Origin of the sequence: Pseudomonas sp. GV071 (assembly GCF_003050835.1) — a bacterium.
Lineage (GTDB): Bacteria > Pseudomonadota > Gammaproteobacteria > Pseudomonadales > Pseudomonadaceae > Aquipseudomonas.
In genome coordinates this window covers 440,817-458,306 of record NZ_QAOJ01000002.1, presented here as the reverse complement: position 1 = coordinate 458,306, position 17,490 = coordinate 440,817, and the positions used below count along the sequence as shown (strand labels likewise).

At 62.8% G+C, this 17,490-nt stretch carries 15 protein-coding genes; 11 read left to right on the top strand and 4 right to left on the bottom strand.

Annotation, left to right across the window (positions count from 1 at the left end; translation table 11 throughout):
* Positions 1-37: 37 nt before the first annotated feature.
* The 3 genes from cobN (at position 38) to C8K61_RS06060 (ending at position 5,563) form a co-directional block, all read left to right on the top strand.
* Complete coding sequence (cobN, locus tag C8K61_RS06070) at positions 38-3,781, top strand: cobaltochelatase subunit CobN (RefSeq protein ID WP_108095299.1); 3,744 nt, start codon at positions 38-40, stop codon at positions 3,779-3,781.
* Between the two features lie 109 nt (positions 3,782-3,890).
* Positions 3,891-4,889, top strand: a complete 999-nt coding sequence (locus C8K61_RS06065) for an ATP-binding protein (protein WP_108095298.1) — start codon at positions 3,891-3,893, stop codon at positions 4,887-4,889.
* Positions 4,871-5,563, top strand: coding sequence for a VWA domain-containing protein (locus tag C8K61_RS06060; RefSeq protein WP_108095297.1), 693 nt, complete (start codon positions 4,871-4,873; stop codon positions 5,561-5,563). The genes C8K61_RS06065 and C8K61_RS06060 overlap by 19 nt, the downstream gene beginning before the upstream one ends.
* A gap of 75 nt (positions 5,564-5,638) precedes the next feature.
* Here the strand turns inward: C8K61_RS06060 and C8K61_RS06055 are convergent, their stop codons facing one another.
* The 4 genes from C8K61_RS06055 to C8K61_RS06040 all read right to left on the bottom strand — a co-directional run bounded on the left by C8K61_RS06055 (position 5,639) and on the right by C8K61_RS06040 (position 10,160).
* Entirely contained in the window at positions 5,639-6,592 is a 954-nt protein-coding gene (locus C8K61_RS06055; RefSeq protein ID WP_108095296.1) for a diguanylate cyclase, read from the bottom strand.
* Between the two features lie 9 nt (positions 6,593-6,601).
* The gene (locus tag C8K61_RS06050) at positions 6,602-7,603 is read right to left on the bottom strand and encodes a response regulator (RefSeq protein ID WP_108095295.1); all 1,002 of its coding nucleotides are present in this window, start codon (positions 7,601-7,603) and stop codon (positions 6,602-6,604) included.
* Between the two features lie 156 nt (positions 7,604-7,759).
* On the bottom strand, positions 7,760-9,040 hold the full coding sequence (locus C8K61_RS06045) for a glycosyltransferase (RefSeq protein ID WP_108095294.1): 1,281 nt from the start codon (positions 9,038-9,040) through the stop codon (positions 7,760-7,762).
* A gap of 196 nt (positions 9,041-9,236) precedes the next feature.
* Positions 9,237-10,160, bottom strand: a complete 924-nt coding sequence (locus C8K61_RS06040) for a GntR family transcriptional regulator (protein WP_108095293.1) — start codon at positions 10,158-10,160, stop codon at positions 9,237-9,239.
* A 221-nt stretch (positions 10,161-10,381) separates the two neighbouring features.
* Here C8K61_RS06040 and C8K61_RS06035 point away from each other — a divergent pair, with 221 nt between their 5' ends.
* From C8K61_RS06035 to C8K61_RS06000, 8 genes are all read left to right on the top strand, one after another.
* Positions 10,382-11,437 carry a spermidine/putrescine ABC transporter substrate-binding protein gene (locus C8K61_RS06035; RefSeq protein ID WP_108095292.1) on the top strand — a complete coding sequence of 352 codons (1,056 nt, stop codon included), beginning with the start codon at positions 10,382-10,384 and terminating at the stop codon, positions 11,435-11,437.
* A 130-nt stretch (positions 11,438-11,567) separates the two neighbouring features.
* On the top strand, positions 11,568-12,428 hold the full coding sequence (locus C8K61_RS06030) for an ABC transporter permease (protein WP_108095291.1): 861 nt from the start codon (positions 11,568-11,570) through the stop codon (positions 12,426-12,428).
* The gene (locus C8K61_RS06025) at positions 12,425-13,231 is read left to right on the top strand and encodes an ABC transporter permease (protein WP_108095290.1); all 807 of its coding nucleotides are present in this window, start codon (positions 12,425-12,427) and stop codon (positions 13,229-13,231) included. Before C8K61_RS06030 ends, C8K61_RS06025 begins: the two co-directional genes overlap by 4 nt.
* Positions 13,224-14,321 carry an ABC transporter ATP-binding protein gene (locus C8K61_RS06020; RefSeq protein ID WP_108095289.1) on the top strand — a complete coding sequence of 366 codons (1,098 nt, stop codon included), beginning with the start codon at positions 13,224-13,226 and terminating at the stop codon, positions 14,319-14,321. Before C8K61_RS06025 ends, C8K61_RS06020 begins: the two co-directional genes overlap by 8 nt.
* Before the next feature lie 43 nt (positions 14,322-14,364).
* Positions 14,365-15,648, top strand: a complete 1,284-nt coding sequence (locus C8K61_RS06015) for a glycosyltransferase (protein WP_108095288.1) — start codon at positions 14,365-14,367, stop codon at positions 15,646-15,648.
* Complete coding sequence (locus C8K61_RS06010; RefSeq protein ID WP_108095287.1) at positions 15,641-16,003, top strand: cupin domain-containing protein; 363 nt, start codon at positions 15,641-15,643, stop codon at positions 16,001-16,003. The genes C8K61_RS06015 and C8K61_RS06010 overlap by 8 nt, the downstream gene beginning before the upstream one ends.
* A 124-nt stretch (positions 16,004-16,127) precedes the next feature.
* Positions 16,128-16,472: a cupin domain-containing protein gene (locus tag C8K61_RS06005; RefSeq protein ID WP_108095286.1), complete on the top strand. Its 345-nt coding sequence runs from the start codon at positions 16,128-16,130 to the stop codon at positions 16,470-16,472.
* 5 nt (positions 16,473-16,477) lie between these two features.
* A complete protein-coding gene (locus C8K61_RS06000) occupies positions 16,478-17,476 on the top strand; it encodes an aminoglycoside phosphotransferase family protein (RefSeq protein WP_108095402.1) in 999 nt (332 codons plus the stop codon).
* The last annotated feature ends 14 nt before the right edge of the window (positions 17,477-17,490 follow it).

Here is a 17,490-nt window from a genome sequence, read left to right as displayed (position 1 = left end):
GCGGGCGAGGGATGCAAAGCGCGGCGGGCTATTAACCATGCATCTCCTGCGCACCCAACCCGGTGGTTTTGTCCCCGCTGATGGCATCGCTCATCTGGCGCAAACCCCTGCGGATGTGGTGATTCTGTGCACCGGCGACTCGCACCTGTCGCTGCTTGCCGCCGCTGCCCAGGACCTGCCTGAGCACTACCCCACTCTGCGTTTGGCCAGCCCGGCGCAGTTGCAGAACCACGCCTCGGTGGACCTGTACGTCGAGGAAGTGCTGCAACACGCCAAGGTGATTCTGGTTTCGGTCCACGGTGGCCTCAGCTATTGGCGCTACGGCATCGAGCGCCTGGTGGAGCTGGCTGAACGCGGCGCGCAGCTGATTCTGGTGCCGGGCGATGACAGCCCGGACCCGGAACTGACTGCGCTGGGCAGCGTCAGCGCCAAACAGGCCGAGCGCCTGTGGCAGTACCTGCGCCAGGGCGGCGTGGATAACGCCCGGCAGCTATTCCATTACCTGGCCAACACCTGGCTCGGCGGCGACTACGCCTGGGTGGAACCGCAAGCGCTGCCACGGGTTGGCGTGTATCACCCGACCGTTGCCAACGCCGGACTGGCGGACTGGCAAGCCAGCTGGCAGCAAGGTCAGCCGGTGGTCGGCCTGTTGTTCTACCGCACCCATGTGCAGTCCGCGAACACCGCATTTATCCACAGCTTCTGCGAGCGCTTGAGCGCCCAGGGCCTGAACCCGCTACCCATTGCCGTCGCCAGCCTGAAAGAAGCGGCGTGCCTGGCGGTGGTGGAAGATTTGCTGGATCAGAGCGCCGCCAGCCTGATCATCAACACCACCGGCTTTGCCCAGTCCAACCCCGAGCAACCCAACCTGCGCCCCTTCCGCCGCGACGTGCCGGTGCTGCAGGCCATCTGTGCGCTAGACAACCAGCCGCTGTGGCAAGCCAACCCCCAGGGCCTGGGCTCGCGTGACCTGGCCATGCACATCGCGCTGCCGGAACTGGATGGGCGCATCATCACCCGGCCGATCAGCTTCAAGGGCCTGGCCTGGCGCAGCGAGCGCAGCCAGAGCGATGTGGTGTGTTACGAGGCCGACCTGGAGCGGATGGATTTTGTCGCCGAACTGGCGCGCCGCTGGGTCGAGCTGGCGGAGCGCGACAACGCCGAAAAACGCATCGCCCTGGTACTGGCCAACTACCCCACCCGCGACGGCCGCATCGGCAACGGTGTAGGCCTGGACACCCCGGCGGCGGCGCTGAATATCCTCCGAGCGCTACAAGCCGAGGGTTACCCGGTGGCGGGTTTGCCGGACACCGGCACGGCCTTGATCCACCAACTGCTCGGCGGCGTCACCAACGACCTCGACAATCTTGACCTGCGCCCGTGCGCGCAAAGCCTGGCGCTCGACGACTACCACCGTCTTTTCGCCCGCCTGCCTGAAGCCAACCAGCAAGCCGTGCGTGAGCGCTGGGGCGAGCCCGAGCAAGACCCGATGTTCCGCCAAGGCCGCATGATGATCGCCGGCCTGCGCTACGGCCTGACCTTTGTCGGCATCCAGCCGGCGCGCGGCTACCAGCTCGACGCCAGCGCCGTGTACCACGACCCCGACCTGGTACCACCGCACGGCTACCTGGCGTTCTATTTCTGGCTGCGCGAAACCTTTGCCATGAGCGCCGTGGTGCACGTCGGCAAACACGGCAACCTGGAATGGCTGCCGGGCAAAAGCGTCGGGCTGTCGGCCACCTGTTGGCCCGACGCCATTCTCGGCGCCACGCCCAACGTCTACCCCTTTATCGTCAACGACCCCGGCGAAGGCGCGCAGGCCAAACGGCGCACCCAGGCGGTAATCATCGACCACCTGATGCCGCCGCTGACCCGTGCCGAAAGTTATGGCCCGCTGCGCGATATCGAGCGCCTGGCCGACGAGTACTACGACGCCTCGCTGCTGGATGAACGTCGCGCCAGCGAACTGCGCGGCGAAATTCTCACCCTGGTGCGCGCTACTCAGCTCGACCGCGAGCTGCAACTGCAGATCAATGACGACCCCAACTCCTGGCTGCCGCAGCTGGACGCTTACTTGTGCGACTTGAAGGAGTCGCAGATTCGCGATGGCCTGCACGTGTTCGGCGAATCGCCGGCCGGGCGGCTGCGTCTGGATACTCTGCTGGCCTTGCTGCGAATTCCCCGTGGCGACGGCAAGGGTCGCAACGCCAGCCTGTTACAGGCGTTGGCCAAGGATCTGCAGCTGGGCTTCAATCCGCTCAACTGCGAAATGGCAGCCGTGTGGGAAGGTCCACGTCCGGACGTATTGGCCGGCGTCAGCGACGACAGCTGGCGCAGCCATGGCGATACCCGTGAGCGCCTTGAGCTGTATGGCGTGCAGTTGATCGACGCCACCCTCAGCGGCCAGCCGCCTGCCGTGGGCGTCCACACTCAGGCGGTGCTGGAAGCGTTAAGCGAGCACGTCGCACCCATTCTGGATGCCTGCGGCCCGGCCGAAATGCATGGCCTGCTCGCCGCCCTGCGCGGTGCCTTTGTGCCAGCCGGACCGAGCGGTGCGCCGAGCCGCGGGCGTCTGGACGTGCTGCCCACCGGGCGCAATTTCTACTCGGTGGATGTGCGTAACCTGCCCACCCCCACCGCCTGGCGCATCGGCTTTCAGTCCGCCAGCCTGCTGCTCGAACGCCACCTGCAAGACCACGGCGACCACCTGCGCCAACTCGGCCTGTCCGTATGGGGCACCGCCACCATGCGCACCGGCGGCGATGACATGGCCCAGGCCATGGCGCTGATGGGCGTACGCCCGGTGTGGCAGGCCGGCAGCCAGCGGGTGGAAGATTTCGAGATTCTGCCGCTGTCCCTGCTAGACCGCCCACGGGTAGACGTGACCTTGCGCGTGTCGGGTTTTTTTCGCGATGCGTTCAGCAATCTGATCCGCCTGTTCGATGCTGCTGTGCAAGCGGTGGCCGACCTCGACGAGCCGAACGATATGAACCCCCTGGCAGCGCGAGTTCGTGAGGATCGTCAGCGCCTGGAACAGCAAGGCATGGCCACCGAGCAAGCGCGCCGTGAAGCCGGATGGCGAGTGTTCGGCAGCAAGCCGGGAGCCTATGGCGCCGGCATTCAGAACGCTATCGAAGAGCGCCTGTGGCAAACCCGCGCCGATCTGGCCGAGGTCTACCTGAACTGGGGCAGCTACGCCTATGGCGCAGGCGATGCCGGTACCCCGGCACGCGAGCAGTTCGTGCAGAAGCTCGAACGCCTGCAAGCGGTGCTGCACAACCAGGACAACCGCGAGCACGACATTCTCGACTCCAACGATTACTACCAATTCCAGGGCGGCATGTTGGCGGCAGTAGAAACCTTGCGTGGCGCGCCGGTGGCCAGCTACCACGGTGACCACAGTCAAGCCGACAACCCACGCATTCGCACCTTGAAAGAAGAACTCAACCGGGTGGTGCGCGCCCGTGCGGCCAACCCCAAGTGGATTGCCGGGATGAAACGCCACGGCTACAAAGGCGCCTTCGAACTGGCCGCCACAGTGGACTACCTGTGCGCCTTCGACGCCACCAGCGAGCTGATCGACGACCACCAATACCAGTTGCTCACCGATGCCTATTTACTCGACCCAGACACCCGCGACTTTATTCAGCAACACAACCCCGGCGCCCTGCGCGATATCACCGAGCGGTTGCTGGAAGCGCAGCAGCGTGGACTGTGGCAGGAGCCCGGCGAGTACCGTGAGGCGTTGGAAAACCTGTTGATCGACAGTGAAGAAGCCTGACACCGAGCCCTCTGTAGGAGCGGCTTCAGCCGCGATGCTCTTAAAATCAAAAAGCATCGCGGCTAAAGTCGCTCCTACAATGACCACCATCTTTTCAGCGAGCCCCTCCATGCCCCTTCAATTCCCCCTCGCCGCTGTCGTTGCCGCTGACTCGCTGAAGCTGGCGCTGTGCCTGGCCGCCATAGACCCGGCGATTGGCGGGGTGTTGATCGAGGGTCCGCGCGGCATGGCCAAGTCGACCCTCGCCCGCGGTGTGGCGCAGCTGTTGCCGGGTGGCCATTTCGTCACCCTGCCGCTGGGTGCCAGCGAGGAGCGCATCGTTGGCACCATCGATCTGGATGCCGCCTTGGGCGAGGGCCGTGCGCAGTTTTCACCCGGCCTGCTGGCCAAGGCCGATGGCGGCGTGCTGTATGTGGATGAAGTGAACCTGTTGCCCGACCACCTGGTGGATCTGCTGCTGGATGTGGCGGCAAGCGGCATCAACCATGTCGAGCGCGATGGCATTTCGCACAACCACAGCGCGCGATTCGTGCTGATCGGCACCATGAACCCGGAAGAGGGCCAGCTGCGCCCGCAGTTGCTGGATCGCTTTGGCCTCAAGGTGACTCTCGATTCCCAACCGCAGCCCGCCGAACGCGCCGAAATCGTCCGCCGCCGGTTGGCCTTCGATGCCGACCCAGCGAGCTTTGTGCAGCAGTGGGCGGCGCCACAACAGGCGCTGCGCGACCGTTGCCTGGCGGCTCGTGACCTGCTCGCGCAAATTGCTCTGGACGATGCCAGCGTCAATGAAATTGCCGAGCGCTGTTATGCCGCAGGCGTGGATGGATTGCGCGCCGACCTGGTCTGGCTGCGTGCGGCTCGCGCCCATGCAGCCTGGCGCGGTGCCGGTCAAATTGCCGCTGAAGATATCGATGCGGTAGAGGCGTTTGCCCTGGAACACCGTCGCCGCCAAACCCCACCGGCCGCTCCTCAGCCGCAGCAATCGACTGCACAATCGCCAGCCAATTCGAACACTGCCAGCGCCGAAGGCCAATGGGGTGAACTGCCAGCTCAGGCGATGCCCTCCGGCGCCGCACGCGAACTGCCGCGTTGGCCAAAAAAGCCCTGAGCATCCGCCCGCGACAGGTCACTGGCGCGGATGCACTGCCCAGACCCGGCCGCCTCAGCGGTGGCCGCCAAGGCGCCAGCCGCGCCGGCCAGACCGGCGTTGTCGACTGGCTTGCCACACTGCTGCGCGGCCGACCGAAACGGGCCAGCGATCTCCTGCGCAAACCCCGCAGCCACCGACCGACGGAGCTGTGGGTGCTGGTGGTGGATGCCTCCGCCTCCACCCGCCGGCATGGAGCCCTCAGCCACGCCAAAGGCCTGCTCGGCACCGTGCTGCAACAGGCCTATCAACAGCGTGCGCGGGTAGCAGTTGTGCATGCCAACGGGGTGCAGGCGCAGTGGCCGTTCCAGGGGCAGAAAAGCTCGGCGGCGATGTTGGCCTGGGTAAACGAATTAGGCGCGGGCGGCGGTACGCCCTTGATTGAGGGATTGCTGCAAGCCAGCGAGTGGCTGCTGGAGCGCCAACGCAGCAAGCCGGGCGAACAGCAGCGCGTGTTGGTGATTACCGATGGGCGTTTGCGCGAATGGCCGGCCTTGGTGCCGCTGGCCTGCCCGAGCGTATTGGTGGACATCGAAAGCGGGCCGATTCGGCTTGGGCGTGCGCGGGTGTTGGCGGAGCAACTGGGCGCTGAGTACCAACATATCGATCAACTGCACGCTATCGCGATCTCGTAGGAGTGGCTTCAGCCGCGATGTCCTTGAGCTTCAAAAAGCATCGCGGCTAAAGCCGCTCCTACGAAGAGCACACGCTTATTCGTAAACGGTGACGCGGTTACGCCCATCTTCTTTCGAGGCATACAGCGCCTCATCCGCCCAACGAATCCACTCTTCGTGGTGGTCGCAGGTGGTCGACAGGTCGGCCACGCCGAGGCTGATGGTCATGCGCAGCACTTCCCCGGCATGGTCGATCTTCAGTGCGGCCACATGCTGGCGTAGCCGCTCGGCAAACACCCGGCCGCCTTCCTTGTGGGTGTCGGGCAGCAGAATCACAAACTCTTCACCGCCGTAACGGCCAGCCACATCGACATCGCGAATCAGCTCGCGAATGGAATCGGCCACGCGCTGGATCGCCTTGTCGCCGGCCTGGTGGCCATGGGTGTCGTTGATCCGTTTGAAGTGATCGATGTCGAGCATGATGAGCGTCGCCGTGCTGTCGTAGCGGCGGTGACGGGCGTGTTCTTTCTGCAGGCTTTCTTCCCAGTGGCCGCGGTTGTACAAGCCGGTGAGGCGGTCGGTGCTGGACAGTTTCTGCAATTCGGCATTGGCCGAGAGCAGCTGGCGGCGGTTGTTGGCGACGTCGGTGACGTCGTAGATCACCAGGCAGATATGGCCGATCTTGCTGGTCGCCGAGCGCAGCGGAAACAGCGTGGTGTTCTGGTACATGAAGTCTTCACGGCCAGTGATCGGCTGGTAGTTCTTGAAGCGCAGCAGGTACGGGCGCTGCTCCCACACGGTGAAGGCCGGGGTGCCAAGGGCGGCCACGCCTTCGACCTTTTTGCGGAACCACTTGCTGTCCACTTCCGGGAACAGCTCGAAGAACGAGCTGTTGTTGGCCACGCTCGGCTGAATGCCGGAGCGATTCTCCATGAAGGTGTTCCACACCAGCACCCGATAGTCCTCGTCGAACACCACCACGCCCACGTCGATGCTCTGCACAATCGCGAGCAGCCAGTGGAATTCGTTGAGGTCGATCGGCTCGTTCATGGTGGCCGCCTAGTTCATCAGGTACGCGAGTTTTTTGTTGAGCAACTGCACCGAGTCTTCACTGAACAGCATCAGCAGGTCGAAGTGAATATCGTGGCCTTCCAGGCTGTAGCTGATCTCTACCGCCAGGGTTTTCTGGTTACGCCGGCTGTTCACCTGAATCAATTCGTCGATGGCCAGGTGCTCGCCGAGAATCTGCGGGTGGCTCTGGGAAAACACCACATCGATCTGCTCGGCGATGCCCGACAGGCAGGCGCCGATCAGCAGCGTAGAGAGGTCCAGGAGCATTTCCAGGTCACCGCCGTCGTTGCCTTCTCGGTGCAACAAGGTGGCCATGTCGGCGATTTCCGAGTCATGGAAAATCAGCAGCGCCTCACCGGCAATGCCACTGCCGATATAGCCCTGGCAGATCGCGGTCAGGCGCTCGTCGCCCCTCTGCACGTCGGCCAGGGCCATGTGCAGCTCGCCGACTTCCAGCAGATTGACGTTGGGCACCGGCAGTTGCACAAACACATCCAGTACCCGCGCGAGCATGGCGCCGGCGCGGCCGATGGCGACGTTGACGGTTTCCTGCAGGGCATCGCGAAAGCTGCTCGGGCCATCAATGGCCGGCGCGTTGGCGGCCACATCCTGCTGCGGCACGGCGAGCAGGCCGTGCTTGTGCAGAGTGGCGCGAAATTCGGAGGGGTCGAAGGGTTTGCGCAGAAAGGCCAGGGCGCCGAGGTCGAGCACACGGCGGACGGCTTCTTCCTGGACGTCGGCAGAGATCACGATGATGTGCGCTTCGAGACCTTCCTCGCGCACCGCATTAAGCACCTGGTAGCCATCCATCACCGGCATGGTCAGGTCCAGCAGCACCACTTTGCCCAGGCCGTTGCGGATCGCTTCGAGCCCCGCCTTGCCGTTGTCTACTTCGGTGACAGACACCGCCCACTCGGGCGGCAGCGCGCGCAGCAGCTGCTTGCGCACCATGCTTGAGTCATCACAGACCAGCAGAGGAATTGAGGGCATTGCGGGTTTCTCTTCGCGCTCGTACTACGCCGAAATCAGCCAATCGAGAACAAGGTGCCGATAATGGCTCAATGATGGCAACTGAGTCCATGGCAAATTGATGGCAAGTAACGCGCCAGAACGGCGTTGCAGCGATTTTTAGCGAGAAAACCCTGGCTATTCGGTCAGGGCGAGAATCGCCCGAGCGGCCACTTCACTGCCAGGATTGGCTTGCATGGTGGCGCTGATGCGCTGCAAACGGGCAGCCAGGGCGTCATCCTCCAACAGTTGCCGCAGGGCCTCGGGCAGCGCCGCCAGCGGCTCGGCAAAACGTGGCAGATAGGCGCCGACGCCAACTTGTGCAGCACGCTGAGCGTTGTCGTGGCCGTCCCAGCAGTACGGAATAACCACCGACGGCAGGCCGAAATACAGCGCCTCGCAAAAGCTGTTGTTACCACCGTGATGCACGAACAGTCGGCATTCGCGCAGCACGGCCGGCTGCGGGAACCAGCTGTCGAGGTAGACGTTGTCGGGCACGCTGTCATACATCTCGCGGTAGGCGCCGACGTTGATCAGAAAGCGATACGGCAAGCCGGCCACGGTGGCGATCAGGCGCTTCATCATCTGTACATCGGCAGCCCCCAGGCTGCCGAAACTCACGTAGATCAGCGGCGCCTCGTTGTGCGCCGGAAACTCTGGCACCACGTAGGGCGCCTCGGAACGCACACAGCCATCCAGGTACACGTAGCGCGCCGGTGTTAACGGCTGTTCACGGTTGTAACGAACCGGGGTCGGCGACAGCAGCAGGTTCAGATAAGGCGAGTCTTCGAGAAACTGACCGGCCGGGTGCAGCGGGTGCTGGCAGCTTTCCAGAAAACGCGAAAAGCGCCCATGGGCCGGGGCCACCGCCGCGTTGTACCGGCTGACAAAGACCTGCCTGGCGTCGTTGTCGCTGGCGGCGCAACCGGACAGATACGGCGGCACCGCTGCATCGGGCAACTCGGTTTCCGCGCAGGAGACCATCCGCACCCACGGGCAACCGGCCTGGCTGATGGCCGGGAAGGTGACCACGTTGTCGAGCACGATCACATCCGGACGCAACCGCGCGAGCAGTTGCTGCAGCGGTTTTTCCGCCTCGATAGCGGTGTCGATGATCGCTTCCCAGGCTGGCGCCACATAGCTGTCGATCTGCTCCAGAGGTGTCTGGTCGAAGTAGGGAATGTTCTTCTCGATGAAGGTTTCCCAATAGTGCTGGTGTTCGGCGGCAGACAGTTTGGTCTGCGTCGGAATCGGGAACTCGGCAAACCCATACTCGGCAAAAATCCCCTGGAAATGCCCGTGGCAAATGAACACCGGCCTTGCCCCCAGCCCCTTGAGCACCTGGGCGATGCCAATGCAGTTCAGCGCCGCGCCAAAGCTGGCTTCAGGGAAAAAGGCGATCAGGGGTTCTTTGGGCATCAAGGGTTATTCCACACATCAATCTGACCACCGTCGCCCCAGCGCAGGCTGGGGCCCAGGCACGCAAGTCACCCAGCAATGGCGATCCTTTTGCGATTCTGGATTCCGGCCTGCGCCGGAATGACAGTGGAGGGGTTTGGACTATTGGCTACGCGGTATTTTTTAGCACAAAAAAACCAGGCGTGTAGAAAATTGCTTACCGCCGCGCCAGGCCAACCTGCGGCACGCCGCGGTTGGCGGTCTGCGGGCGCTGGGCTGCAGACAGGCGCAGGTGCAGGCGCATCAGGTCGGCAGCGATCTCCAACTGGCCGCGCTCGATGTGCTCGATGATGCGCAAATGCTCGCGCAGCGCCTCTTGCAGACGGTGCACGCTGACCATCGGCAGCAGGTTCGGCAAGCGCCGCAGCGCCTGGTGATGCAACAGCGCATCGCGGATGAACTGGTTGCCGCAGCTTTGCGCAATGCACTCGTGAAAGCTGATATCCAGCTCGCGGAATTGCTGGATATCGAAGCTGCCGATGCTCTGGCCCAGCAGCGTTTCCATGCTTTCACGCAGCAGCGCCAGGCGCGCCAGGTCTGGCTCGAAGCCGGGGCTGAGCAAGGCTTGCGGCTCCATCAGCAGGCGGTAATGCAGGCTGTCTTCCAGTGCGGCGAGGTTGTTCAACAGCGGGCGAAACAACCACGACTGCCCCGGCCCGCGCTCCAGCACCTGGCTTTCGCTGAGCTGGGTAATCACCTTTTGCGCCGCCGGGCGGCCGATGCTGTAGCGGCGCATCAATTCGCTGATGCTGATGCTGCTGCCCAGGCGCCCGGCCATGCGGTCGCGCAGGGCCGACGTGGCCAGGGCTTCTTCCTCGGCTTGCGGCAGCGCGGCGCTCAGCGCCTGGTCGGGCAGCGCCAGCAGGCTGTAGCCCTTGCCGGCTTCGTGGCTCAGCAACCCTTCTTCCTGCAACAGCTTGAGCGCCGCGCGCACCAGGGTGCGGGACACCTGAAAGCTGCGCGCCAGGGCTTGCTCGGATAACGCCTGGCCGATTACCAAACCGCTTTCCTGCACATGTTCAAGAATGCGTCGGGCCAGTTCGAGGTGGTTGCCCCGTGGTTTTTTTTCGCTGCTGCTCAAGCCTGTTTTATCCCTGCCTGTGGGGGCGCCAAACCGCCCCGGTCGTGGTGCTGGGCACCTTATGCCATAGCCCTCGGTGAGCAACAAGAACTGCGCACCCTGAACAAAAAACCGTTGACATAGGAATTTTCCGGTCTTAATTTCGGAAAAAAAACATATTAGCTAGATTTTGCGGCACTGCCTTCGAACACCAACAACAACAGTCGTTAGGAGCGCGCAACATGAGTAAGCTGAACCACCTGTTGTCTCTGGGTCTTGCTGTTTCCCTGGCATTCACTGCCCAGGCCGCCAGCGCCAAAGACCTGGTCATCTCCATCTGGGACGGCTACATGGCCCCCGATGCGCTGGACAAATTCAAAGCCGCCAGCGGTCTCGACACCGACAAGGCGCTGCACGCCACCAACGAAGAAATCATGGGCAAGCTGATGGCCAACGGTGGCGAAGGCTATGACGTGGTGTTCGTCTCTTCCCCCTTCGCCGAAGTGCTGCACAAGCAAGGCCTGCTAGCTGACATCGACCCGGCCAAGTTGCCCAACCTGAAAAACCTCTACCCCGAAGCCGGCAAGCTTGAGTACGACGTCGGCAACACATTCTCCGTGCCTTACACCTGGGGCACCACCGGCATCTGCTACCGCTCGGACAAAATCCCGACAGCGCCCACCAGCTGGAAAGAACTGCTCAACCCCAGCGACGCGCTGAAAGGCAAAGTCACCCTGCTGGCCACCGACCGCTGGATGCTCGGCGCCGGTTTCCTCGCCAACGGTTGGTCGGTGAACGACAGCGACGCCAAGCACCTGGCCACCGTCAGTGCCGAACTGATCGCGGCGAAAAAACGCATCCTGTCCTTCGACGACACCACCTTCTACTCCAAGCTCGCCTCCGGCGAAGCGTTGATGGCGCATGCCTGGGACGGCTGGTGCAACTACGGCACTACCGACAATGCGGCGATCAAATTTGTCGTGCCCAAAGAGGGCTCGGACCTGTGGGTGGACACCATGGTCGTGTTGAAAAGCTCCAAGCACCAGGATGACGCCTTCAAGTTCATCAACTTCATGCTGGCCAAGGAAAACCACGCCTGGGTGGCGGAAAACATCCTCTACAAAGTGCCCAACCAGGCCGCCATGGAAGGGCTCTCGCCCGAGCTGCTGCACAAATACCCCAACCTCACCACCAGCCCGGCTGAGTTGTTGAAGATGGAGCAGTTGCGGGATGTGGGTGGCGCGACGCAAAAGGCCTACACCCGCGCGGTTACCGAAATCATGGCGTCCGGTAGCTAAGCCGGGGGTAGGTTGGGTTGAGCCAATGGCGAAGCCCAACATTACGGTCCAGCGCCAAACACCGAGCGGCCCTTCGCGATAGCAGCGTTGGGCTTCGCCTTCGGCTCAACCCAACCTACGAGTCGTTCCAATGAGTTCATTGCACGCTGACAGGAAACTGTCGGCCTGGCTTCTTACGCCCGGACTTGGCTGGCTGCTCGCGTTTCTCGTGCTGCCGTGCCTGCTGGTGCTGGTCTACAGCTTTGTCGAGCGCGGTGCCTATGGTGGCATCGAGTGGACCTTTACCCTGGATAACTACCAGCGCGCCTTCGACCCGCTGTACCTGGGCATTCTGCTCAAGTCGGCAAAAATCGCTGCGCTGGCCACCCTGTTCGCCGTGCTGATCGGCTACCCGGCGGCCTATGCCATTGCCCGCGCGCCGCGCCATCGTCAGCCGGTGTATCTGTTCCTGGTGATGCTGCCGTTCTGGAGCAATTACCTGATTCGCACCTACGCCTGGATCGTGCTGCTCAACCGCGAAGGCCTGCTGAATAAACTGGCGGCAACGCTGGGCTACAGCGGCGAACCGATCAGCCTGCTGTACACCGAAAGCTCGGTGGTACTGGGGCTGGTGTACAACTACATCCCCTTCGTGATCCTGGCCATCTACTCCTCCTTGTCGCGCATCAATGGCGAGCTGTGGGAAGCCTCGCGCGACCTCGGCGCCTCCGGCTGGATGACGTTTCGCCGGGTGATCCTGCCGCTCAGCGTGCCCGGCATTGCCGCAGGTTCGGTGTTTGTCTTCGTGCTCAGCATCGGCAATTTCATCACCGCCGACCTGCTCGGTGGCAAGCAGGTGCAGATGGTCGGCAACCTGATCTACTCGCAGTTCCTCACCGCCCGCGACTGGCCATTCGGCTCGGCGCTGAGCTTTATTCTGATCGCCATCATGTTGCTGCTGCTGTTCGTGCAGGCGCTGCTGGCCCGTCGCGCCGCGGAGGGCAAAGCATGAGCCGGCCCAGCCTGCGCAGTTCCGCCGCGCTCGGCGCACATCTGTGGTTGGTGTATGCCTTCCTCTATGTGCCGATCCTGGTGCTGATCCTGCTGTCGTTCAACAAGTCCGGGCTGCCGACCTCGTGGAGCGGGTTTTCGCTGAAGTGGTACGTCTCGCTGGCACATAACAGCGCGGTGTTGTCGGCCGCGCTCAACACCTTGATCGTCGCCTTGAGCTCGACCTTTATTGCCTGCGTGCTCGGCACCTTGCTGGCGCTGGGTGTGGAGCTACGGCGTAAAGACAACAACAAAGGCCACGTCGCCGACACCCTGCTGATGGCGCCGATGATCATCCCCGACATCGTCCTGGCCATCGCCCTGCTGAGCTTTTTCAACCTGGTGAAAATGGGCCTGGGCCTGCACTCCATCGTGATCAGCCATGCGGTGTTCAACATCGCCTTTGTCTGCGCGGTGGTGCGCACCCGCCTCAAGCACTTTGACTACTCAATTCTGGAAGCCTCGATCGACCTCGGCGCCAGCTGGTTCACCACCCTGCGCCGGGTGCTGCTGCCGGCGATTTTCCCGGGCGTGCTGGCCGGCGGGTTGCTGGCGTTCACCCTGTCGGTGGACGAATTCATCATCGCCTTTTTCAACTCGGGTTCAGGCCAGGCCTCGACCACCTTGCCGATGCAGATCTACGCCATGATCCGCTTCGGCGTCACCCCGGAAATCAATGCCCTGGCGACGCTGGTGATGCTGGTCAGCATCACCGCGCTGCTGGCATCGCAGCGTTTGAACAAGGCTCCGACGACCCATGAATGAAGTGAAGAACGTGCTCGTCCTCGATAAGGTCAGCAAGAGTTACGGCGACAACCTGGTGGCCGTCGACAACGTCTCCCTGAGCATCCGCGAAAACGAGTTCTTTGCCCTGCTCGGCCCGTCCGGCTGCGGCAAAACCACCCTGCTGCGCATGCTCGCCGGGTTTGAAACCCCCAGCGGCGGCTGCATTTATCTGGACGGCACCGACATCTCGCCGCTGCCGGCCAACAAGCGCCCGCTCAACCTGATGTTCCAGAGCTACGCGCTGTTCCCGAACATGACCGTGCGCAAAAACATCGCCTACGGCCTGGAAATGGAAAAGCTGCCGGCGGCTGAAATTCGCCAGCGGGTGGACGAGGTGCTGGCCACCGCGCAACTGGGCGAGCTGGCCGAGCGCAAACCCGACCAACTTTCCGGCGGCCAACGCCAGCGCGTGGCCCTGGCCCGAGCCTTGGTGAAACGGCCACGGGTGTTGCTGCTGGATGAACCGCTGGGTGCCCTGGATAAAAAGCTGCGGGAAAAAATGCAGCTGGAACTCAAGCGCCTGCAACACGAGAGCGGCATCACCTTCATCATCGTCACCCACGACCAGGAAGAAGCCCTGGTGATGTCCGACCGCATGGCCGTGCTCGACGGCGGCAAGGTCTGCCAATGCGGCTCGCCGGCCGAACTCTACGAGAACCCCAACAGCCGCTTCGTGGCCAACTTCATTGGCGTGAGCAACATCCTCGAAGGGCTGCGCGAAAGCGACAACAGCGTGATGGTGCGCAACCGCGCCCTCAAGGTGGAATCCGCGGTCGGCGAGTTGCGCGGCGAAGCGGTGGCCGTGGTGATTCGCCCGGAACGCCTGCAGGTGCTCAACTCAACCACCCCATTGGCCGAGGAACAGGCCTGCGTGAATCAGGTCGAGGGGCAGATCGTCGAGATCGCCTACCACGGCCTGGACACCAACCTGCACGTACAGACCGCCCTCAGCGACAAGCCGCTGATCGTGCGCGTGCCCTCCTCGCAAGTCGACCACGCCCGGTTCGAACAGGGCGCCAGCATTCGCCTCGGCTGGCAGACACGGCATGCCCGTGTGCTGATCCGCTAAGCAACCCAACACTCACCAATCAGGATCAGGCAGGAGCAGTGCAATGAAGCAAAAAGTCATCGCCTTTTTCCCGGAAGCCGCTTACGGCCCGGCCTTGAACTCAGTGGGCATCGCCCAGGCGTGCGAAGCCCTCGGCCACAAGGCGGTATTCCTCACCGACCCCGGCATGAGCGGCGTGTATTCGGGCTACGGCTTTGAAGAGCACATGGTGAACATGTCGGCGCCCATGCCGCCGGAAGAAATGGCCAAGTACTGGGTCGACTTCATCAACGGCCATATCCCCAACTTCCGCAAAAGCCCGCTGGAGCAGATTCCCAACTACGTGAAGGAGTGCTGGGCGGCCATCGTCGAAACCGCCAAGTGGGCCGAGAAGGATTTGCCCAGCGTGCTGGCCAAGGTGCAGCCCGACCTGATCTGTGTGGATAACGTGATTCTGTTCCCAGCCATCAAGCAGTACGGCAAGCCGTGGGTGCGGATTATTTCCTGCTCGGAGAACGAGATCGAAGACCCCGATATTCCGCCGCACCTGTCTGGCATGAGCGTGCACGACAAAGACGGCCACGCCGAATTCCGCCGCCGTTTCGACGAAGAGGTCGGGCCGATTCACGCCGACTTCAACGAGTTCCTGGTCGCCCATGGCGAGCAGCCGTACCCGCTCGGCACCTTCTTCGAAGCATCGCCCTTCATGAACCTGCTGCTGTACCCGGACCCGGTGAAATTCGAACGCCGCCACGCCCTGCCGCCCGAGCAGTTCCACTACCTGCAAGGCTGCGTGCGCGCCGACAAGCCATATGACATTCCAGAGTTCAAAGCCAACAACGACAAGCCACTGTTATACGTCAGTTTCGGCAGCCTGGGTTCCGGCGACGTGGACCTGCTCAAGCGTCTGATCAGCGCCATCGGCAACCTGCCTTACCGCGCGCTGTTCAACGTCGGCGAGCACCTGGAGGAATACACCGACCTGCCGGACAACGTGCTGATCTCCAACTGGTATCCACAGCCGTCGGTAATCGAGAAGGTCGACGCGGTGATCCACCACGGCGGCAACAACAGCTTCACCGAGTGCCTGTTCTTCGGTAAGCCGGCCATCGTGATGTCCTACGTCTGGGACGGCCACGACAACGCCATGCGCGCCGAAGAAAGCGGCCACGGCTTCAAGCTCGATCGCTATGAATGGAACGAGGCAGACCTGGCCGCCAAGCTCGACGCCTGCCTGACCGACAGCGCCATGCAGGCGCGGTTGAAACAGACCAGCGCCTACATGCAATCGCGTAAAGGCCCGCAAGACGCGGCCAAGATTCTCGACGGACTGCTTAACGATGAGTGAACCAACAGTGACCACAGCACCGGTGCTGTATGACGTCAGCACCCGCACCGACCTGGTGGACTGGGGCGTGCAAAGCGACGCCGTCGAAGGCGTCTCCCACTCCAGCGGCCGCCTGCTGTTCAAGGGCCCGAATAACAGCCCGGAAACCGGCCTGTGGGTGTGCACGCCCGGGCGTTGGCGCCTGTCGATTCCCCGTGACGAGCTGTGCCATTTCGTCAGCGGCCGCGCCACCTACGTTGAGGACAACGGCGAAGTGATCGAAGTGCACCCCAACACCCTGGTGCTGTTTCCCGCCGGCTGGACTGGCGAATGCCACGTGCAGGAAACCATCCGCAACCTCTACATGCTGGCCTAAGCCAAAGCACCAACCCGTAGGAGCGGCTTTAGCCGCGATGCTTTTGATTTATTCACGACCCAATCGCGGCTAACCGGAACGCCGGACCGGCCGCTCCTACGAAATCTTCATAAGGACCAAAACCATGACCACCCCACACCTCTACAACCCGCTGCAAATCACCGACCTCAAAGACTGGGGCACCATCCCGACCATGCTCGAAGGCGAGTCGAAAGTCTCAGGCGTGGTGCTGCACAAAGGCCCCGAAGGCCAGTCCGAATGCGGCATCTGGGTGTGCACGCCAGGCAAGTGGTTCTGTCATGTCACCAGTGACGAGTTCTGCCACTTCCTCGAAGGCAGCAGCACCTACGTGCATGAAAGCGGCGAAGTGATCGAGATCAAACCGGACACCGCGGCGTTCTTCCCAAAAGACTGGAAGGGCACCTGCACCGTCCACGAAACCATCAAAAAGGTCTACATGATCCGGTGATCAGCATGCCCGAACAGTACGCCCGCCCCGAGCAGCGCCGCGCCTTTCTGGCCGGCGCAGGCTTTGCCGACAGCCGCCTCGAAGCCCTGCCAATGGACGCGTCGCGGCGCTGCTATTTCCGTCTGCCGCAGGCGGGTTTGCTGTTGATGGATTCGCCACCGGCGTATGAACCCATCGTGCCGTTTCTGACCCTGGCCCTGCACCTGCGCGAGCTGGGTTTGTCGGCACCGCATGTGCTGGCCAGTGACCGCGCTGCCGGCCTGGCACTGATCGAAGACTTCGGCCAGGCCACTTACACCCGGCTATTGGCCATGGGTTATGCCGAGCAGCCGCTGTACGAATTGGCTGTGGACGCCCTGGTGCACCTGCACCAGGCACCGCGAGCGTTGGCAGTGGACGTGCCAGCCTACGACCTCACTGCACTGTTGGCCGAAGCAGCGCTGTTTATCGATTGGTACGCGCCGCTGCTTGTGGATAAGTCAACGGCAGAGACTCTGCGCGCACCGTATCTGGCCCTCTGTGGACAACTTGCCCACAACGTCGCCAGCCGCCGCGAGGCTCTGGTGCTGCGCGATTTCCATGTAGATAACCTGATGCGCCTGGATGGCCAACACGGTATTCGGGCCTGTGGATTACTGGATTTTCAGGACGCCCTGATTGGCTCCTGCGCCTACGACCTCATGTCGCTGCTGGAAGATGCCCGCCGCGATGTCCCCGACAGCCTGCGTGACCAGCTGCTGACCCGTTACCTGGCGCAGCGCCCGGAGGTGAATGCCGAACAGTTCAGCGCTGATTACCCGGTGCTGGCCGCCCTGCGCCACGCCAAGGTCGCCGGCATTTTTGTGCGCCTGGCCCAGCGTGACGGCAAGCAGCATTACCTGGCGCACCTGCCACGGGTGATCGGTCTGCTCGACCGCGCCCTGCACACCCCGGCGCTGCTGCCGCTGCGCGAATTTCTCGACCGACATCTGCCCGGCTGGGCGCAACCACTGCCTGCCCACTGACCCTGTTTCCGGGT

What these genes read in the sequence shown, in the direction of transcription:
- C8K61_RS06050 (WP_108095295.1), bottom strand. Translation starts at nt 7,603, where the DNA reads ATGCCCTCAATTCCTCTGCTGGTCTGTGATGACTCAAGCATGGTGCGC.
- C8K61_RS06005 (WP_108095286.1), top strand. Translation starts at nt 16,128, where the DNA reads ATGACCACCCCACACCTCTACAACCCGCTGCAAATCACCGACCTCAAA.
- C8K61_RS06065 (WP_108095298.1), top strand. Translation starts at nt 3,891, where the DNA reads ATGCCCCTTCAATTCCCCCTCGCCGCTGTCGTTGCCGCTGACTCGCTG.
- C8K61_RS06000 (WP_108095402.1), top strand. Translation starts at nt 16,478, where the DNA reads ATGCCCGAACAGTACGCCCGCCCCGAGCAGCGCCGCGCCTTTCTGGCC.
- C8K61_RS06030 (WP_108095291.1), top strand. Translation starts at nt 11,568, where the DNA reads ATGAGTTCATTGCACGCTGACAGGAAACTGTCGGCCTGGCTTCTTACG.
- C8K61_RS06055 (WP_108095296.1), bottom strand. Translation starts at nt 6,592, where the DNA reads ATGAACGAGCCGATCGACCTCAACGAATTCCACTGGCTGCTCGCGATT.
- cobN (WP_108095299.1), top strand. Translation starts at nt 38, where the DNA reads ATGCATCTCCTGCGCACCCAACCCGGTGGTTTTGTCCCCGCTGATGGC.
- C8K61_RS06020 (WP_108095289.1), top strand. Translation starts at nt 13,224, where the DNA reads ATGAATGAAGTGAAGAACGTGCTCGTCCTCGATAAGGTCAGCAAGAGT.
- C8K61_RS06010 (WP_108095287.1), top strand. Translation starts at nt 15,641, where the DNA reads ATGAGTGAACCAACAGTGACCACAGCACCGGTGCTGTATGACGTCAGC.
- C8K61_RS06035 (WP_108095292.1), top strand. Translation starts at nt 10,382, where the DNA reads ATGAGTAAGCTGAACCACCTGTTGTCTCTGGGTCTTGCTGTTTCCCTG.
- C8K61_RS06045 (WP_108095294.1), bottom strand. Translation starts at nt 9,040, where the DNA reads ATGCCCAAAGAACCCCTGATCGCCTTTTTCCCTGAAGCCAGCTTTGGC.
- C8K61_RS06015 (WP_108095288.1), top strand. Translation starts at nt 14,365, where the DNA reads ATGAAGCAAAAAGTCATCGCCTTTTTCCCGGAAGCCGCTTACGGCCCG.
- C8K61_RS06025 (WP_108095290.1), top strand. Translation starts at nt 12,425, where the DNA reads ATGAGCCGGCCCAGCCTGCGCAGTTCCGCCGCGCTCGGCGCACATCTG.